12 protein-coding genes and 4 pseudogenes are annotated in these 19,960 nt (G+C 40.3%); all 16 read right to left on the minus strand.

Features of this window, described 5'->3' with window-relative positions:
• Nucleotides 1–37: 37 nt before the first annotated feature.
• Nucleotides 38–934: a helix-turn-helix domain-containing protein gene (locus RCG23_RS03860; protein WP_308178669.1), complete on the minus strand. Its 897-nt coding sequence runs from the start codon at nucleotides 932–934 to the stop codon at nucleotides 38–40.
• A 17-nt stretch (nucleotides 935–951) separates the two neighbouring features.
• A complete protein-coding gene (locus RCG23_RS03865; RefSeq protein WP_308178670.1) occupies nucleotides 952–1,743 on the minus strand; it encodes a YmfK family protein in 792 nt (263 codons plus the stop codon).
• Between the two features lie 191 nt (nucleotides 1,744–1,934).
• Nucleotides 1,935–2,192: a DUF3243 domain-containing protein gene (locus RCG23_RS03870; RefSeq protein ID WP_308178671.1), complete on the minus strand. Its 258-nt coding sequence runs from the start codon at nucleotides 2,190–2,192 to the stop codon at nucleotides 1,935–1,937.
• An 80-nt stretch (nucleotides 2,193–2,272) separates the two neighbouring features.
• Nucleotides 2,273–3,000, minus strand: a pseudogene (gene ymfI / locus RCG23_RS03875) (elongation factor P 5-aminopentanone reductase).
• A 115-nt stretch (nucleotides 3,001–3,115) separates the two neighbouring features.
• Entirely contained in the window at nucleotides 3,116–4,408 is a 1,293-nt protein-coding gene (gene yfmH, locus RCG23_RS03880; RefSeq protein WP_308178672.1) for an EF-P 5-aminopentanol modification-associated protein YfmH, read from the minus strand.
• Nucleotides 4,408–5,686, minus strand: a pseudogene (gene yfmF, locus RCG23_RS03885) (EF-P 5-aminopentanol modification-associated protein YfmF). Before yfmF ends, yfmH begins: the two are co-directional and overlap by 1 nt.
• Before the next feature lie 875 nt (nucleotides 5,687–6,561).
• Nucleotides 6,562–7,647 carry a GGDEF domain-containing protein gene (locus RCG23_RS03890; protein WP_308178673.1) on the minus strand — a complete coding sequence of 362 codons (1,086 nt, stop codon included), beginning with the start codon at nucleotides 7,645–7,647 and terminating at the stop codon, nucleotides 6,562–6,564.
• 456 nt (nucleotides 7,648–8,103) lie between these two features.
• Nucleotides 8,104–9,054: an ABC transporter permease gene (locus RCG23_RS03895; RefSeq protein WP_374049841.1), complete on the minus strand. Its 951-nt coding sequence runs from the start codon at nucleotides 9,052–9,054 to the stop codon at nucleotides 8,104–8,106.
• 9 nt (nucleotides 9,055–9,063) lie between these two features.
• Nucleotides 9,064–10,110 carry an ABC transporter permease gene (locus RCG23_RS03900; RefSeq protein ID WP_308178675.1) on the minus strand — a complete coding sequence of 349 codons (1,047 nt, stop codon included), beginning with the start codon at nucleotides 10,108–10,110 and terminating at the stop codon, nucleotides 9,064–9,066.
• A pseudogene (locus tag RCG23_RS03905) lies at nucleotides 10,103–11,639 on the minus strand (ABC transporter ATP-binding protein). The gene RCG23_RS03900 and the pseudogene RCG23_RS03905 overlap by 8 nt, the downstream one beginning before the upstream one ends.
• Nucleotides 11,640–11,840: 201 nt before the next feature.
• Entirely contained in the window at nucleotides 11,841–12,926 is a 1,086-nt protein-coding gene (locus tag RCG23_RS03910; protein WP_308178676.1) for a BMP family lipoprotein, read from the minus strand.
• An 87-nt stretch (nucleotides 12,927–13,013) separates the two neighbouring features.
• Nucleotides 13,014–13,739 carry a GntR family transcriptional regulator gene (locus RCG23_RS03915; protein ID WP_308178677.1) on the minus strand — a complete coding sequence of 242 codons (726 nt, stop codon included), beginning with the start codon at nucleotides 13,737–13,739 and terminating at the stop codon, nucleotides 13,014–13,016.
• A 483-nt stretch (nucleotides 13,740–14,222) separates the two neighbouring features.
• A complete protein-coding gene (locus RCG23_RS03920) occupies nucleotides 14,223–16,592 on the minus strand; it encodes a DNA translocase FtsK (protein WP_308178678.1) in 2,370 nt (789 codons plus the stop codon).
• 133 nt (nucleotides 16,593–16,725) lie between these two features.
• Entirely contained in the window at nucleotides 16,726–16,959 is a 234-nt protein-coding gene (locus RCG23_RS03925; protein WP_308178679.1) for a YlzJ-like family protein, read from the minus strand.
• Nucleotides 16,956–17,699 (minus strand): annotated as a pseudogene (locus tag RCG23_RS03930) (ClpP family protease). Before RCG23_RS03930 ends, RCG23_RS03925 begins: the two are co-directional and overlap by 4 nt.
• Nucleotides 17,700–18,141: 442 nt before the next feature.
• The gene (locus RCG23_RS03935) at nucleotides 18,142–19,824 is read right to left on the minus strand and encodes a ribonuclease J (protein WP_308178680.1); all 1,683 of its coding nucleotides are present in this window, start codon (nucleotides 19,822–19,824) and stop codon (nucleotides 18,142–18,144) included.
• Between the last annotated feature and the right edge of the window lie 136 nt (nucleotides 19,825–19,960).

Below are 19,960 nucleotides of genomic sequence, written 5' to 3' on the forward strand. Positions count from 1 at the left end.
TCCTCCAAGTAAAATTCAAAAGAGCAGAGTAAGCCGGCTATTGCTTCGGAACGTAGCTGATCGTAATTTTCTGGGAAACGACATCAGCAGGCGGCACTGCGTACTCAAGCTTTTGGCCATTGACGTATATTTCCGTATCGATAGTCCTTCCGACCACAATAAGCGCTTCGCTTTCTTTTGAAAGATCAACCGTCTGGCTGTCCGTTTTACCGGCTTCCAGCAACCCTTGAAAGAAGGAGTGACCTTTACCATTTTTAATATTTACCCACGTTTGCCCTGTAGAAACGACCTTGATTTCAAATTTGTCGGCATTTTTCAATTCATAGGATGAACGGCTTCCAGCGCTTTGTGTAACCGTTAATTCCTGCTTGGGCTCTTCTTTTACAGGGGTGTCTGTATTTTCATCCTTTTTTGATTCATCTTTCTTTTTCTTTTCGCTCTTTTTCTTTTCTTTTGCTTTATCTTTTTCAAGATTTGCAGATTTTTCAAAGTTAACCGGTTTGCTTTCTTTATTTACTGAATCATTTGAATTATCGCCAGCGTGCTGAGAGAAAAAGTAGTAAAGTAATGCAATTGCCCCTACAACAAAGACTCCAACCAATATTTTAGGCAGAAAATCAAATATTTTAGGGCTGCTAGTCGATATGCCCTTATGTGTCTTCACACGGGAAAGCTGCTCTGGCAAATCCTCATGGTGGGTAGCTGGGATTTCACTTTTATAGGTTTCAAAAATTTCATCTGGATCAAGCTGAACAGCTTCTGCATACTGTTTTATAAATGCACGCACATAAAAATTGCCTGGCATGCTTGAATAATTGCCTTCCTCTATGCCTATAAGATAACGCTTTTGGATTTTTGTGATAGTCTGTAAATCATCCAGGCTTAATCCCTTAGCTAATCGAGCTTCTTTTAGTCGAGTACCTAGTTCTGTCAACGATAACACCTTCCAATTTAAAAATCGAAATCCCCGAATTCTGATCCGGAAAATAAATTATTGTTTTCAACTAAATTATATGTAATTTCTTCTTCGGGATCATGGCGGAGCTCAATAATATAATCAAAATCCTCTAATGTGTACTCCGTATTTTGCACAAAAATATCTGGATGTTCGATTACTTTGATTGCCGGGAGCCTCATAATTTCCCGAACAAGCTGCCAATGCCGTTCACTTGCCCTTCTTGTCGAAACGATCCCGTCGAGTATAAACAAATTGTTTTCGTTATATTCGTCCTCAATAAGCTGGTTTCGAATGGTTTGTTTTAAAAGAGTGGAAGAAACAAACAGCCAGCGCTTATTGGCACACACACTTGAAGCAACAATTGATTCCGTTTTGCCTACCCTCGGCATCCCGCGAATGCCAATCAGTTTATGGCCTTCCTGCTTAAATAATTCTGCCATAAAATCAACCAATAATCCAAGCTCATCCCTTACAAAACGAAAAGTCTTCTTATCATCTGCATCACGCTGAATATATCTGCCGTGGCGTACAGCAAGCCTGTCCCTCAGTTTAGGCTCACGAAGTTTAATTACTTTTATTGTATCCATTGTATGTAATATTGACTCAAGCCGTTCGATCTGGTCATCGTCCTTGGCCAGTATAAGTAAACCCCGGCGTCCTTCATCCACACCATTGATCGTAACAATATTAATAGACAGCATTCCAAGAAGGGAGGAAATATCACCTAATAACCCAGGACGGTTTTTCTGAATTTCGTATTCCAAGTACCATTCTTTTTTCTCCATTTAACATACCCTCCTCAAAAAGCTGTTGGCGCAGCAGCCTGGAAATATAAAATATAAAACGACAAATTTCAACCATTTTATCTATTCCTAATAATAAATGATTTTAATAGAAGATGAAAGGAAAAACAAAAACAAGTGCTTAAGATGGAAGGAATCAGAATAAATAAAAAAAAGAGAGGAATCCCTCTCTTTTAGCGACTACCGTTATTTGAGATAAGCTTGACCATGATATTTGCGATTGCATGCTGTTCATCCTTATCCGCTACTGACCACAAATCGGAAAGAATTCTTTCTTGCTCATTTTTAGGCTCAACCTTGTTTGATAAATAACCACCTATTTGATAAGCAAGATCGCCGATTGCTTCTTTATTCATTCCAGCGCCTTCTGCATGATGAAGACGGTCTGCAAGGAAATCTTCCCATTGTTTCCAGTTGTCTAATACTGACATATTTTTAACCTCCTTTAAATTAGTACAAACTTATTTTGCAATGGAGAGGCCAAAAATATTCATTTTAAAAAGTTAATTTTTTATGTATACCATCCGCCATTGATGGCGAGCACCTGGCCAGTTATATACGATGATTGGTTGGAGGCAAGAAAAAAGACGCCTTCAGCCACCTCTTCAGGGAGAGCCATTCTGCCCATTGGTATTTCTTCTTGAAGCATTTCAAGGTCCTCTTCGCTAAATTCGCTCATCATTGGTGTTTTCACTGCCCCAGGCGCAATGGCGTTTACTCTTATGCCGTTCAATGCAACCTCCTTGCTCAACGCCTTTACAAAAGCGATTTGAGCACCCTTTGCAGCTGAATAGACCACCTCGCACGCACCACCCGTTTGCGCCAAATGGAAGAAATCACGATGATGCTTCCGGTCCGCTTGGAAATTAACTTAGGCAATAACTCCTTCGTCAAAAGCATTGGGCTGGTCACATGCAGCCTAATCAACTCGTCCGTTTCCTCCTGGCTTATATCAAGCAGCAGGCCATAATGGCTTTTGCCGCTGCAATGGATCATTACATCCAAATCAAAGATACCTGATGAAAGATCCTTATATCCATCAGGCTTTGAAAGGTCTGCCTTTACGGGTATAAACTCCCCCTTGTATACCTTTAACCTTTCAAGCAGTTCCTTTAAGGACTTTTCATTCTGAAAATAATGCAAATATAAATTGTACCCTTCCTTTGCAAGCTTTAAGGCAATAGCCTGCCCTATCCCTCCGCTTGCACCCGTAATCAGCGCATATTTGTTCACGTTCATCCCTACTTCCCCGGTAGCTTTGCTTTTATTTTAACCGACTGATGAAAATATAAAAAGGCGCCAAATGCGGCGCCTTGCTTTAACGGTTTGATCGCATGGGTTTCCCACTAACTAATTAATCCTTATTCGGAATCACCTGGCAGACAGAGAAGCGTTCTTCAGAAACCACTTCATTTGCAAGGTTTTCAACATCTTTAAGGGTGATTTTCTCCAGTGCAGGAACAACATCAAACAAATTCATATCATTAAAAGCGTATCGGGTAAATTGATTAGCAATATACTCCGGAGAATTCACGGCTCTTAAAAAGGCACCAATTTTTTTCTTAATGCCCCTCTGCAGCTGATCCTCTGTAAACTTGTGTTCTTTCTTTGCGCTGAGAAGCATTTCCTTTAATGTTTCCGCAAGCCGGTCTGGCTCACGGGTGTCGCCTCCAACCATCGCAAAACCAAAGCCCTGTTCCTGTGTATAATCATAAGAAAACGATTCATCAATCAGACCATCGCTATAAAGCTTTTCGTAATTATCCGAGCTTTTTCCAAACAATAAATCCAGGAATATATTCATCGTCAGTTCGTTTTTTAAGAGCTCTTCCCCTGTCTGATCGACATGAAGCGCCTTGATTCCTAATAAACACTTGGATGTTTGGACATTCATTTTTAAAACCTGCTTTTTCTCCGCGGCTCCTGCAGGCTCTTCGTCAAACTTCCTTTTAATTTCAGGCATTTCTTTGTAATCTTTTTTCGCCTGATTCTCTCTGACCTGGTCCATTATCGCCGTTGGGTCGACAGGGCCGACAATAAAGAGAAGCATATTGCTTGGATGGTAAAAAGTACGATAGCATTCATACAGCAAATCACTTGTGATATGCGAAATCGATTCGATTGTCCCTGCAATGTCAATTTTGACAGGATGGTTTTGGTATAAATTCTGGATCAGCCCAAAATAAAGGCGCCAGTCAGGATTATCATCATACATCGTGATTTCCTGGCCGATAATGCCCTTTTCCTTTTCCACTGTTTTTTCAGTGAAATATGGATCCTGTACAAAATCAATCAGTGTTTCAAGATTTTTTTCAACTGTTGATGTACTTGAGAATAGGTACGCCGTTCTGGTAAAGGAGGTAAAGGCATTGGCTGATGCGCCCTGGCGGCTGAACTGCTGAAAAACATCGCCATCCTCCTTTTCAAAAAGCTTATGCTCCAAAAAGTGGGCAATTCCATCCGGTACCTTTACATACTCTTCTTTTCCAAGCGGGATAAAGTGATTATCAATCGACCCGTATTTAGTCGTAAATGTGGCATAGGTTTTATTGAATCCTTTTTTAGGCAGCACATAAACATTCAGGCCATTCTCCATTTTTTCAAAAAACAATTCTTCCTGAAGCTGGTCAAACGTAATCTTTTCCATTATTTGCCCACCTCCGTTCCTGTTAAGAAATAGATCGTATCCAAATCAATCTTCTCCGCAACCGCGACGATTTCTTCCTTTGTAATGTCCTGCATCCCGTTAAGCCAATCATCAAGAGGAATATCTTGGCCAGATACAACATTGTGGTAGAGGACTTCGATCAAGCCTCTTGCCGTATCAACCGTTTCAAGCATTTGATTTTGGATGACAGCCTTTGTTTGCTCAACCTCTTTATCTGTAAAATCACCCTTCTTCATCGCTTCCATTTGTTCCTTGATGATTCCAACCGCCTGGTCATAATTCTTCAAATCAATACCGGACATTACCATCATTAGTCCTTTATGGCTTTCAAGGCGGCTCGCAGCATAATAAGCTAGACTAGCTTTTTCACGCACATTGATAAACAGCTTGGAATGGGAGAAGCCCCCGAAAATGCCGTTAAATACCTGGAGTGCATTATAATCTAAATCGCCATAGACAACATTTGTTCGATAGCCTATATTCAATTTTCCTTGCTTAACATCCTGTGTTTCTTTTATTTCCTTAACCTCGGTTTTAGTTCGAGCGGATTTAGCATCCAACTTTTGAGGATTTCGATTTTCAAATTGAAGCAGCTGGGACGCAATCGATTTGACTTCTTCTTCATTTACATCACCGATCACATATAAGTCCAGTTCGTCTTCCTTAAAAGCTTTTTCGTAATACTCATACAAATTTTCTGGTGTGATAGGATCGACATCTTCCAGTTCTCCGTTCACCTGCAGGGCATATGGCTCTCCCTTGCACATTTCCTCAATTAACCTAATATTTGAATAGCGCATTTTATCGTCAAAAACGGAATGGATCCTCTGTTTTAAAGTACGCTTTTCTTTTTCAACTGTTTCTGCGTGGAAAGCACCATTCTCAGCGTTGGGCTTAGTGAGGATTTCACTTAGAAATTCGAACCCTTTTTTCAGTAAGGGATTAGAATCGCTGAGAAATTTTTCGTTGGCAATCTCTATTGAAAACGTGATGACATGGTATTCACCTTTTTTAGCCAAATCCACGAATAAAGTCGCTCCGTATAATTCGTCTAGATAAGATCTTAACGCTGCCATCGACGGATATTTAGAAGAACTGCTTTGAAGAACATGCGGAAGGAGCGCCCTCTTTGCCAGGCCCTTTCGCCAATGGCGCTTTCATCTTCCATACAATCGTATTCGTTTTAAATTTGTCGGTTTTAACTATATGCAGCTTATATCCCTGCATTTCAGTCGTTTGTTCACTCCATGCATCCATATACCGTCCTCCTTTTACTAATAAAGCTCTCCATACTCGTGGTTAGTTTTCTATGATGAGGTTATGATTTATTTTTTCCAATGTAATAAAACCTATTCTTACTATAATTTGTCATGCATGGCCATTACAAATAATTACTCCTAAAAATTAGAAAAGCTTGGCATCCGCCAAGTACTTAGGCGAATGCCTTAGTTTTTCTTATGCGTTTAGAATTTATGGATATAAATTCTGATAAGCTAAAATAGACTGGGGATAATAATGGAGGGAATCCGTTTTATGGTGCTTTTTACAATTCCATTGAGATCTTGCTTGTTATTATAAACACTGGCATCACCATACTTTGTTTATGAAGGACATTTTCGAGAGTGCGCTGGGCGATTTTGTCGTTCAGTGGGGTTATGAAGACCACTTTCCAGAATGAGCTGCGGGATTTTGTCCTTCATCGAGGTTATGAAGACCACTTTCCAGGATGAGCTGCGGGATTTTGTCCTTCATTGTGGTTATGAAGACCACTTTCCAGGATGAACTGCGGGATTTTGTCCTTAATCGAGGTTATGAAGACCACTTTCCCGGTTGAACTGCGGGATTTTGTCCTTCATCGTAGTTATGAAGACCACTTTCCAGAATGAGCTGCGGGATTTTGTCCTTCATCGTGGTTATGAAGACCACTTTCCAGAATGAGATGCGGGATTTTGTCCTTCATCGAGGTTATGAAGACCACTTTCCAGCTTGAGCTATGATACAACAGCTAGTGCTCATAAAATATGAAATTCAGTTTGTCAAAAAGCACCCATTCCAATAAAAAAATGACGTATGTCAATCATACGCCATTTAACTATTATTTAATTATTCGTCACTACTATACAAGCGCAGCATCAGGCATATAGCGGATGGTCGGTCGTATTCGCACCATTTTTGAAAGAAGAACCATCTTCAAAGCATGCAAGGTTTTTACCATCTTTTTTCGCCTTGTATAAAAGGTTGTCAGCAATCGCCAGCAGCTCATTCTTTTTCTGGTCCTCTTTTTTGCTTGCTGCACCAAAACTCATCGTGGCTGTCCACTGGTCGTTCGTGAACAGCATTTCATTCATTGAGCTGTATATCTCTTCAATAAATTCAGCTGTGGCGGAAACACGGGAAGAAGGAATTAGAAAAGCAAACTCCTCTCCTCCATACCGAAATGCTAATCCATTATATTTTTCCGCTAGTTCCCCGAACAATTTTCCGAGACAGCGCAGAACCTCGTCCCCAACCAAATGCCCATATCGATCATTAATAGGCTTAAAATTATCAATATCACCAATGATTAAGGAGAAAGGAACCGCTTCTTGGGTGAGATGACTGAGATGCTCTTGAAAATGCCTATGGTTGTATAATCCGGTTAAATAATCCGTCACAACGAGCTCATGATAGATTTCTTTCATTTTAATATGCTTTCTTTCTCTTAAAACGATTAAAGAACCAAAAAGCCCAATAATCCATATAAAGACGATATTCATTAAAAAGAGAGCGACCAGCTGTTCAGACACATTATTTTCCAGGAATAGAATGCCTGTATATCCCAGGCTGGTAAAAAAAGAAGCAAGGAAGGATCCCTTTGTTCGCCAATAGATGGTTGCATGCATAACAAGGAGATAGGATATAGGAAAGAGGATACTATCAACCCCACCAGTAAGGACGAGGAGCCACATCAAAGCAATATAATCAAATACAATCCCTGCTTTAATCAGTGTCGGGAAGGATTTATTATTACTGTCCATTCGCATGAAAATAATCTGGGAAATGCCCATATAAAGGATGCCAGTTAGTAATAGAACATTAAAGGTACGGTGTTCAAAATGAAGGATATTGTCTAGTGGAGGATAATAAAATAGCATTGATGCAATCAGCAGAAAAATCCAGCGAATATACGAAAATATCTTTTCTGTTTCGTAATCCTTTAAATAGAGTGTAAATCTCATACAAATACCCTCTTAACTGATAAAATAATTACTATTTATCCATTTTTTACTATATTGATAGATTAACATGAACAGAAAGTAATACACAAGCAATTATTTTTATTTGACCGGTTTACACAAATGGCTGTTTTCGTATACTTTGTTGCTTTTAATGAGTGGTTGATTTCCACTTCAGGATGCTCGCTTTCCGCGGGGCGGGCGGTGAGCCTCCTCGGCGCACAGCGCCTGTGGGGTCTCACCTGTCCCGCTGCTCCCGCAGGACGTTGATTCAGCTTCCCTAGAATCAACACCGCACGAAGGAAATGCGATAGCATTTTCGAGGATCTCGCACCTTCCGCTCCAATCAACTTCTTTTTCAACGATTTACTTTTAAAAACCTATTTGCAAAACAACAATCTTTCTGAATACAGCCAAACAAATAATCCCCCCTGCAATACAGGGGGAAAAGGGATGTTATTATCTGCTTCCTTTAATGTAATGGACACCATCGGCTTTTGGAGCTTCTGCTCTTCCGATAAAGCCTGTTAGTGCTAATATCGTCAATACATATGGTGCAATTAGTAAATATACATCTGGGATGCTCTTTAAAAATGGTAAGCTTGAACCAATAATACTAATACTTTGAGCGAATCCAAAGAATATTGCGGCTCCCATTGCACCTAGTGGATGCCATTTACCAAAGATCATTGCAGCTAAGGCCATAAAGCCTTGACCACTGATAGTTGAATGGCTGAAGTTTGAAGAAATTGACTCAGCGTAAACCCCTCCGCCAATACCACCAAGTGCACCAGAAATAATAACACCTAAATAGCGCATTTTTGTTACATTAATTCCCATCGTATCAGCTGCCATTGGATGTTCACCAACAGAACGCAGACGTAATCCAAATGGAGTCTTATATATGATATACCACGCTACAATTGCTACTAAAATTGCTACGAAAGAGGTCCAGTACGTATTCTGGAAAAAGAGTTTTCCGATGAATGGAATATCCTTTAAAACTGGAACATCAATTTTATTAAAGCTTTCTTTGATAATATCAGTTTCACCTTTATTATAAATTAACTTAACTAAAAACAATGTTAATCCAGTTGCCAATAAGTTAATTGCGACACCGGAAACTGTATGGTCAGCACGGAATGTAATTGCCGCAACTGCATGAAGTATAGAAAAAATTGCGCCAGCAACCATAGCAACCAATAAAGCAATCCAAGGTGTTGCATGTCCAAATGTACCAGCAAATGTAATATTGAAAACAACCGCTGAAAAGGCACCAACTACCATTAATCCTTCGAGACCGATATTTACAACACCGGAACGTTCTGAGAATACACCGCCTAATGCAGTGAAGACAAGTGGAGCTGCCCATAACAATGTTGATGGAATAACGATCATTAAAATTTGCATTAAGCTCACTTACTTCTCCTCCTTCTTACCGAATCGGTCAAGAACTATTCTTATGATATAGCTTGATGCAACAAAGAATACAATCAATGCAATAATGATATCGACAAGTTCCTTTGGTACTCCAGCTTGTAATGGCATTGATAGTGCTCCAATTTTCAAAGAGCCAAATAGTAATGCAGCGAAGAATACTCCCAGAGCGGTATTACCTCCAAGCAATGCTACAGCAATTCCGCTAAAGCCGACACCGGTAAATCCACCTTGTACAGCCATATATCCGAAAGTACCTAACCCTTCCATAGCACCAGCTACCCCGGCAAAACAACCAGAAATAACCATAGAAAGAATAATATTTTTATTAACATTCATCCCAGCGTAATGGGCTGCATCCTGGTTAAAACCTACTGCACGTAATTCAAAACCTCTAGTTGTTTTTTCTAATAGGAACCACATAATGATACAACCAATGATAGCAATAATAATCCCCCAGTGAAGGGTAGAATGTGTAGTGATTTCCTGAAGCCAAGGAGAACGTAATGATGCAGAATCATGAATCATTCCAGTTTTTGATGAGCCCTGATTTAATTTATTGTTAATAAGGTAATTCACTGTATGCAATGCAATGTAGTTCATCATAATTGTTACAATAACTTCATGAACTCGGAAGCGTGCTTTTAATAAGCCTGGAACAAATGCCCATAAACCTCCGGCAACCATTGCAGCCAAAATGGCAAGTGGTAAATGAATCACTTTGGGCAGGTCAAAGCTTACTCCGACCCAAACCGCTGCAAGCCAGCCCACAATAAATTGGCCTTCAACCCCGATATTAAATAAGCCAACCCTGAAGGCAAATGCAACAGCAAGACCTGCTAAGATATATGGAGTTACTTGTCTGATTACCTCTCCAATATAATAGACATCGCCAAAAGCGCCGTTCCATAGTGATGTATAGGCCGCTACAGGGTCATATCCACTCACCAACATGATGATGGTCCCTACTATAATACCTAATACAACAGCAATTAGTGGAGTTAAAATATTGCGTAAGCGTTTAGACATGTGTTCCTTCCCCCGCTTCTTTTCGATTCGAGCCGGCCATCAGCAACCCGAGTTCTTGTTCCGTGGTGTCTTTTGGATTAACAACGGCAACAATTTTCCCTTCATATATAACCGCAATACGGTCGCTGACATTCATAATTTCATCAAGCTCAAAAGAGACAAGTAAAACGGCTTTCCCATTATCCCGTTGCTCAATTAAACGTTTATGAATAAACTCAATGGCACCAACATCTAAGCCCCTTGTTGGCTGTGCAGCAATAAGCAAGTCCGGATTACGATCCACTTCACGGCGAATTACTGGCCTTTTGTTGATTTCCTCCCGATAGAGCACGTGCTAAAGCAAATTCACTTGGTGTCCGAACGTCGAATTCTGAAATCAATTTTCTTGCTTTTGTATAGATTTCTTTGAAATTTAAAATACCATTTTTTGAAAACGGCTTCTTATAATAGGTTTGCAATACCATGTTTTCAGCGATAGGATAGTTAAGTACCAATCCATGTTTGTGTCGATCTTGAGGAATATGCCCAACACCAGATTCGGTAATTTTTCTTGGTGTAAGTCCAAAAAGCTCTTGGCCATTCACTTTAACGCTACCATTTTCAGCTTTTCTTAAACCGGTTATAGCTTCGATAAATTCAGATTGACCGTTACCATCAACACCGGCAATACCGACAATTTCACCGGCACGAACAGTCAATTCTAAACCGTTCACAACGGTTACCCCACGTGAGTCTTTTACAACCAAATCCTTAACCTCAAGAACCTCTTGCTTTGGACTTGGTGCGATTTTTTCAGTTTTAAAGACAACTTCACGACCGACCATTAAGTTTGCAAGCTCATTTGGGTTTGTTTCGCTAACAATAACTGTCCCAATCCCTTTACCTTTACGAATAACGGTACAACGATCAGCAACTTCCATTATTTCTTTTAGCTTATGAGTAATAATGATGATAGACTTTCCTTCTTTAATAAGCGTTTTCATAATAAGAATAAGTTCATTAATTTCTTGCGGAGTTAATACCGCTGTCGGTTCATCGAAGATTAAAATTTCTGCTCCGCGGTAAAGTGTTTTTAAGATTTCTACACGCTGCTGCATACCAACACTTATATCTGATATTTTCGCTTGAGGATCAACAGCTAATCCATAACGCTCTGAAATTTCACGGACCTCTTGCTCAGCTTTTTTCAGGTTAATTTGACCTGCAGTTGTAATTTCTTTACCAAGGATGATATTTTCTGTAACAGTAAATTTATCAACAAGCATAAAATGCTGGTGAACCATTCCGATTCCTAGATCATTTGCGATATTTGGGTTTGATATTTTAACAGGTTTTCCCTTTACTCGAATCTCCCCTTGCTCAGGCTGGTACAAACCGAAAAGTACGTTCATCAAAGTTGTTTTTCCAGCACCATTCTCTCCAAGTAACGCATGGATTTCGCCCTTCTTCAATTGAAGAGTAATGTTATCATTTGCAACAAAACTTCCAAATTCCTTGCGGATATTCAGCATTTCAATAACATATTCCATTGTTTTTCACTTCCTTTAATAAGGTTTTGAAATTTATACATGAGTAGTAAGAGGTCAGACCTTTATTCCCCTAAAAAAAAGGGGATTCTTCCCTCAGTAAACCCTAAATGAAAAGTAGAATGCCATTCTACACTTCAATTAAGGTTCAAAATTAAAAAATAAGCGGGCAGGTAAATACTACCCGCTTATTTTTTAAACCAATTATTGAGCTTTAAAAGTTTTTAATTCTTCAAGAGTACCAGGCACTGTAATTGCGCCAGATTTAATCTTTTCTGTCCATTCTGTTACTGCTTTGTCAATTGCATCTTTTGCTGATGCATTGCTGTTTACAGGAGCTAAACCAACGCCATCTTCATGTAAGCCGTAAACTGTTGTTTGGCCGCCAGGGAAGTTACCATCTTTAGCTTTTGTAGAAATATCTTTAACAGCAAGGTCAACACGTTTCATAGCAGATGTAAGAACAACATCTGGACCCATGAAGCTTTGGTCTTGGTCTACACCAATTGCCCAAATTTCACGGTTAGGATCTTTTTTCTTAAGGTCAGTTGCTTCTTTAAATAATCCGTTTCCTGTTGCACCAGCAGCATGGAATACTACGTCATCACCAGAAGCATACATTTTAGAAGCAATTGTTTGACCAAGTTCAGCTTTATCAAATGCACCTGAGTATTGAACATCGACTTTCGCTTCAGGTTTAGCAGCTTGAACACCCGCTAAGAATCCAGCTTCGAAACGTTCGATTACAGGGATTTTCATACCGCCGATGAAACCAATTTTGTTTGATTTTGTTTGTAGGGCTGCAGCAACACCTGCAAGGAATGCAGCTTCTTGCTCTTTGAAAAGAACGCTAGCAACGTTTGGTTCTTTTACTTCATCATCAATGATAGCAAAATTGCTTTTTGGCTGTTGTTTTGCAATTTCATCAACAGCATTGTGCATTAAGAATCCGATTCCAAAAACTAATTTATAGCCTGTACGTGCAAGTGTATTTAAGTTTGTAGAATAGTCAGCATCAGAAGTGGATTGTAGGTAATCATAACCATCTTTACCTTTTTCTAAGCTATTTTCATTACCGTAATCTTGAAGACCTTTCCAAGCTGATTGGTTGAATGATTTGTCATCAACACCACCGACATCAGTTACCATTGCAACTGTGAAAGCCTTTTCTTTGTTACCACCTTTTGATGTTTCGTTCTTGGTGTCGTCATTAGATTTTCCACATGCACCTAAAAGTGTTCCAGCAGCTAGGACAAGTGACAAAGCTAGGCCAATTTTACGCTTTTTCAAGGTATTGTACCCCCCAGAGAATATGTTTGATTTAGTAGAAATGTCTAAAGAGAAAGTCTTGTTTGCGTTTTCATCTTTGCAAAAAAATTAAATTCTTTTACGAAGGACACGAAAACTAAACTTATCAGCCTTAAAGTAGTTGACCGAGTAAAGAATTGGTTCATCCATTTCATCGAAATGCATTTGCTTTAAAACAAGCAAAGCAGTTTCTGGCTCACATTCGAGGATGGGAGAGATTTTTTCATGATATCCAATGGGTTCAATCTGAGCAACCGCATATGTAATCTTCCGATTTGCTTCTTCTTCTAAAATGTTGAGGATTGACTCTTCACCATGAGAAAGCTTTTCGGGAAAAATATGTTGTGGAACCTTGTCGATACAATATACAACAGGTTCTCCATTGGCGGTTCTAACCCTTTCAATCAAAACGATTTCATCATCCGGTGAGCAGGAAAAACGGCGAACATCCTCTTCGGCAGCCCCTTGAGTCGATGAACTCAGGAAAATAGTCCCAGGTTTCATCCCTGCTTGTTTAATCATATTCGTGACACTGTTAAGCTGCTCGATCCCAGAAGTAAACAACGGCTTGGCGTTAACGAAGGTTCCGACACCATGGCGGCGGATTATAACGTTTTCTTCCTCAAGAATTCTTAATGCTTCCCGAAGCGTTGCCCTGCTTACACCCAGATGCTTTGCAAGATCAAATTCAGAAGGCAGTTTTTCTCTCTCTTTATATACTCCTTCTTCAATATCTTGCTTTAACCGATCGATTACTTGTAAGTACAAATGTCGGTTATCTGACTTAATTGACATGCAGGTTCCTCCAGCCTTTTTTCCTAAGACATCAGACATCTGATGTTTAATCATTCCTACTAATCGAAAATACTATAACACTTTTTAGGGTATAAATAAATAGGATTTCTTGAATTTGTCGAAAAAAGCTACAATCGTTTGAATTGTCACATTTCCCTCTTTTCACTACTTTAATATTTGATATAATTAGAAACTCTGAGTGTTGAGTCGAACTGAAAACGTGCGAATATTTTCGGAATTCCTACAATTCATTATTCTAATGTAAGGGTTTTCAATAGTATGACCTTTTAAAGGGGAAAAATAAAAAGCCGGGAGCACCCGGCTATTTGCTAGATAAGAAAATATAACTTTTTCTGCTTATAACAGTGTCTAGCTCCAGCGCCCAGCCCCTCGGGGTCATAAGCCAAATCACTTCAGAAATCAGGATTTCCTGCGTGATTCGTCTTATGCCTGTCGGGGCTAACCAGGGCGCTTGCACTATTCTTAAGAACTTGCCTCTTCTTTAGGTTTCGTTACTAAAACGGCTCGAGGCTTACTGCCTTCATATGGCCCCACTACTCCCCTTGCTTCCATTTCATCAATCAAGCGGGCAGCTCTTGTATAGCCTATTCTAAAACGGCGCTGCAGCATAGATACAGACGCCGTTTGCATCTCAACAATTAAATCCACCGCATCTACGTATAAATCATCATCCACTTCACCAGTGGCTTCGGGTATATCGTCAGGAATCATTTCTTCCTGATACTGTGCTTTTTGCTGTGAAATAACATAGTTGACCGTATCTTCAACCTCATCATCGGAAAGAAAAGCTCCCTGTACACGGACAGGCTTTGATGCACCAACCGGTAAAAACAGCATATCCCCCCTGCCCAAAAGCTTTTCCGCACCGCCCATATCAAGAATGGTTCTTGAATCAGTCATGCTCGAAACCGCAAAGGCAATCCGGGATGGGATATTTGCTTTAATGACACCAGTGATAACATCAACAGAAGGACGTTGTGTCGCGATAATTAAATGGATCCCTGCGGCACGGGCCATTTGAGCAAGCCTGGTGATGGAATCTTCAACATCCGAAGAAGCAACCATCATTAAATCGGCAAGCTCATCGACAATGACAACAATATAAGGAAGCATCGGCTGTTTGTCATTTTCCTCGACATTATGCCTTCTTACATGTTCATTGTACCCCTCGATATTTCTTGTTCCGGTAAAGGAGAACAATTCATAGCGGCGCTCCATTTCACTTACTACCTTTTTAAGAGCCTGGGAAGCTTTCTTCGGCTCTGTTACCACGGGAGCAAGCAGATGCGGGATTCCGTTATAAACATTCAATTCCACCATTTTCGGATCAATCATCATCAGTTTAACCTCATGAGGTTTGGCTCTCATTAAAATACTTGTGATAATGCCGTTAATACACACACTTTTTCCACTGCCTGTTGCTCCGGCGACAAGCAAATGAGGCATTTTGTTTAATTCTGCTAAGACAGCCTCACCTGTAATGTCTCTGCCCAAACCGATAAGGAGCTTGGCATCCGGCTTGTCATTTTGTTTTGCCTCCAAAACTTCACGAAGTGAAACCATTGCCACTTCCGAATTTGGCACTTCAATTCCAATTGCCGATTTCCCGGGAATCGGAGCCTCAATTCTAATATCCTTTGCTGCAAGGGCCAGTGCCAGGTCATCATTTAAGCTGACAATTTTACTGACCTTGACGCCAACATCCGGGTGAACTTCGTATTTTGTTACAGCTGGCCCAAGATGCACCTGTGTCACACGGGCTTTAACGCCAAAACTCTGAAAGGTCCTTTCAAGCTTGGCTGCATTTGCGTGTATTAACTCATATTCCCCGCTTTGATCCGTTTTCCCCGGAAGCTTTAGGAGACGGAGAGGCGGCAGCTCATATGCTGCATTTTCCACTTCTGTAAAGGTAATCGGTGGAGAAATATCTTCCTCTGCCTTTTCCTGTTTTGCAGGACGTGTATTTTGTGCCTTTTCAGGACTGTCATGTTGGGGGCGCTGATTTGCATATGCCCTGTCAGCAAAGCTGGAGATGAGTGGTTCAGGAATGATGGTTTCTTCGCCCACGCTATCCTCATGTACAGGATGATTAATAGCTGTGGGGGCAGGACTGGTTTTAGGCTTTTCTTCCTTCTGTTTCTGCTTTTCAGCCTTTTTCTCTTCGCGAATTTCCTGCTGATTTTGCCTCCACTCGGACATATCCTCTTTAAATCCAGCCCATTGTCCCTTTGAAAAACCAAATAACGTGGAAAGTATCTTTCCCAGTGCATCTCCAAAAGATTTTCCTGTAATTAAGGTCAAACCAATAATAATGAATAAGAATGAAGTTAATTTTGCACCTGCCTCTGAGAATAAGAAACTGGTTATTGCGAATAATACAGCGCCAAACATCCCCCCGCCTAATTGTGGGGTACTTGGTTTAGTTTTACCAAATGGGGTTTCATCAAGCCACAAAGACCAAGTTTTTAATATTACACTTGAATCTTGAAAACCCCCATTCTTTGATAGAGAATGGAATAATTGAATATGACTAAAAAGCAATATTGAACCTATTAGGAAATATATTCCGATCAGTACTCTTTTAAAAAGATAAGGTACTTCTTTCTTCCACATTAAAAAAACACTGAAACTTACTAATCCAACTAAACTTAATATGTACCATTCACCCATCCAAAACCGAAAAAATTCTATGAGAAATTTTGATGCACGACCCATTTTTGCCATAGTAATTATTGATAAAGACAGCAAAATAAGCCCGGTAAGTTCGAATTTAATTGTACTTTTTAAAGGATTATCTTTCTTTCGAGTTTGTCTTCGCTTTTTTTTGGCCATTTTATCACCTTATAATCCTGAGAATATCATTATTTTGTATGGATACCTTCTGCGCAAATATTTAGAAGAAAAGCAAGAAGCAGCCTGTTGGCTGCTCTTGTCTATGTCTCCTAATTATACCATACTAAAAAGTTTATGAGGACAAACCTTCAAGGAATGCTAAAGAAATTTTCGTCCCTGGACAGCATCTTTCATCAAGATAATGCTGTGGGTCACTGCTCATTACTCTCATAACCCGTGCAGTTTGTTCTTCATCAACCTCCACTAAGAGAGGTATGCCCTGATAGGTGACAGTCTGGACTTTTCCATAAGCTGACATATCCGTAGGGAAGATTTGTTCCGGTGGGACGATCGTATATAAAATCATTGAATCAGCACCTCTTGTTTATCCTTATGAAGATCAATCAGCTCGTTCAATTTTTTCATTGCCTGCCAGACCGCCCACTTCATCAATTAATCCGCTTTCAACCGCATCCTTGCCTATAACATTTGTGCCAATGTCCCTCGTTAAATTCCCTTTGGCAAACATTAAATCTTTAAACGTTTCTTCTGTTATCCGGGAATGCTTTGTCACAAAATTAACGACGCGTTCCTGCATTTTATCCAAATACTCAAAAGTTTGCGGGACCCCAATTACCAGACCCGTTAAGCGGATTGGATGAATGGTCATGGTCGCGGTTTCGGCGATAAAGGAGTAGTCACATGATACCGCAATTGGAACTCCGATTGAATGTCCTCCCCCAGCACAATGGAAACGGTCGGTTTTGAAATGGAAGCCAGCATTTCTGATATCGCAAGCCCAGCTTCCACATCTCCCCCAACAGTATTTAAAATAACGAGAAGTCCTTCGATTTTCGGATTTTGTTCAATTGCGACAAGCTGTGGAAGTAAATGTTCATATTTTGTTGTTTTATTTTGGGGCGGTAATGCCATATGTCCTTCAATTTGTCCTATTATTGTTAAACAGTGAATCGTTGAATCAGGTGAGAGCTGAGGCACATTCGTTTGCCCAAGCTGCTGTATTTTCTCAATAAGCGAGGAACCAGATTTTTCTTCCCTTTGAGGTTCCTGATTTTCTGAATCATTTTGCTGGTACTCGTTTCCCATCCTTTCTTCTCCCTTCAAGCATGATAGTGTTAGTATTATCCCTTAAAACAATTTCATGCTTAGATAGAGGCTTTTGTTTAAACAGTTTCATAAAAATAATAAAGGCAAAGGGATTAAAACTCCCCTTTGCCTTTTTAAAATTTTTTAGAAAACTCAAATCAATACCTTGAGGATGTTCCCGACAAGTCTATCGGAATCCAGCTTCAGCGCCCAGCCCCTCGAGGTCGCTTCGGTCCTTCCAATGAAGTCAAAGAACGACTTCACCTGCAGGCCCTCCGACGGACAGGACGTCCTAGTGCCGGTGTTGCCACAGGACGTGGCGTTCTTAGCCGGCCAGCGCGCTTGGCTACGCTACGCTCGCATAAGTGCGACTAAGGTTCTGCTCTGGCAGAACCAAGTCTTCTTTATCGGGGCTAAACAGGTCGCTTGCGCTTTAAATAATTTATGATCTTGGCTCAGGAACTTCCATGATAATCGGAAGAATCATCGGTCTTCTTTTTGTCTTTTCGTATAGAAAGCGATTTAATTCATCGCGCATATCCTGTTTTAAACTTGCCCAATCGAAGGAATCCCTTGAAACATTCTTTTCGACAACATCACGAACTAATTTAACTGATTCGTCCATGAGTTTTTCTGATTCGCGCACGTACACAAAGCCTCGTGAAATAATTTCCGGTCCGGCAGCGATCTTTTTTTCTTTCCTTGTCAGTGAAACGACCACGATTAGAATCCCATCCTGTGATAAAAGACGTCTGTCACGGAGGACGATATTCCCTACATCGCCAACACCAATTCCATCAATCAGGACATTTCCTGCTGGAACCTTCCCGGCAGGCATCAGTTTTCCATCTTTGATTTCAACAGCCTCGCCTTTGTCAGCAATATAAATATTTTCTTGCGGAATCCCGCTTGCTCTGGCGATCTTTTCATGCGCCTTCAGCATTTTATACTCGCCATGCACAGGGATAAAAAATTTAGGGTTCATTAGGTTAATCATAAACTTTAATTCTTCCTGGCTGCCATGGCTTGAAACATGGATTGTCTTCTTGCCAGAAATCACGTTTGCCCCTGCCCTGAAAAGCATGTCAACCGTTTTGAATAAAAATACTTCACTGCCCTGTAAAGGTGAGGCAGCAATTATAACGGTATCTCCAGGCTGAATATTGACGTGTTTATGGGACTGTCTGGCCATTTTTTGCAATGCTTCAATTGGTTCTCCCTGTGTGCCAGTGGTTAAAACAACTATTTCCCGCTCCGAATAATTATTCACTTCAGAAATAGGAATAATGAGCTCATCAGGGATCGTTAAATAACCCAAATCAAGTGCAATATGATAGATCTGTTCTAGACTTTTGCCTACAACAGCGACCTTCCGCCCGCTCTGCTGGGCAGCATCGAATATTTGCTGAATTCGATTTAAATCTGATGCAAAGCAAGCTGCAATAACCCTGCCTGGTGCATTATAAAATGTATCGAACATTTCACTTGCAACGATCGCTTCAGACTTGGTGTATCCCGGTTTTTCCGCTTCTGTACTGTCAGAAAGCAAGCATAGCACTCCGTTTTCACCAATCCGAGCCATTTTTCCGATTTCTGGTTTATACAAATCGGCTGCTGCCTGATCAAATTTAAAATCACCAGTATGGACAATTGCACCCTCTGATGTATGGAAACAAATTCCGACTGAGTCCGGAATACTATGGTTAGTCCGGAAAAAGCTTACATCGACTGAATCCATATCAATAACAGAATCGGAGTCCACCTCAATAAAATTCGGTTTACCCTTTAACTCCTGCTCCTTCATTTTTGCCTGGGCAAGTGCCAGTGTTAAACGCGTGCCATAAACAGGCACATCCAATTGCCGCAAAATATAAGGCAACGCTCCAATGTGGTCCTCATGACCATGTGTTAAAAAGATTGCCTTTACTCTTTCCTTATTATCTGTAAGGTACGAAATATCAGGAATGACAACATCAATGCCAAGCATTTCATCCTCGGGGAACATTAAGCCTGCATCGACCACAAATATATCCTTGTCCACTTCGACAAGATACATATTTTTTCCTATTTCTCCTACCCCACCAAGCGCTATAAGCTTGATCGTTTGGTTCTTTCTCTGTCTCAATTTCTGCTTCCTCCTACATTGCTGTTATGCCGATCGAAATCAGTTATGCTTATTATACTTGATATCGGAAATTCTTTACAACCAAATTCCCTTTAAGGACATTACTAAACATTTAAAGTGGAACAATTTAAGCGTG

The sequence above is a fragment of the Neobacillus sp. PS3-34 genome (assembly GCF_030915465.1).
In the GTDB taxonomy this organism is placed as follows: Bacteria; Bacillota; Bacilli; order Bacillales; family Cytobacillaceae; genus Neobacillus_A.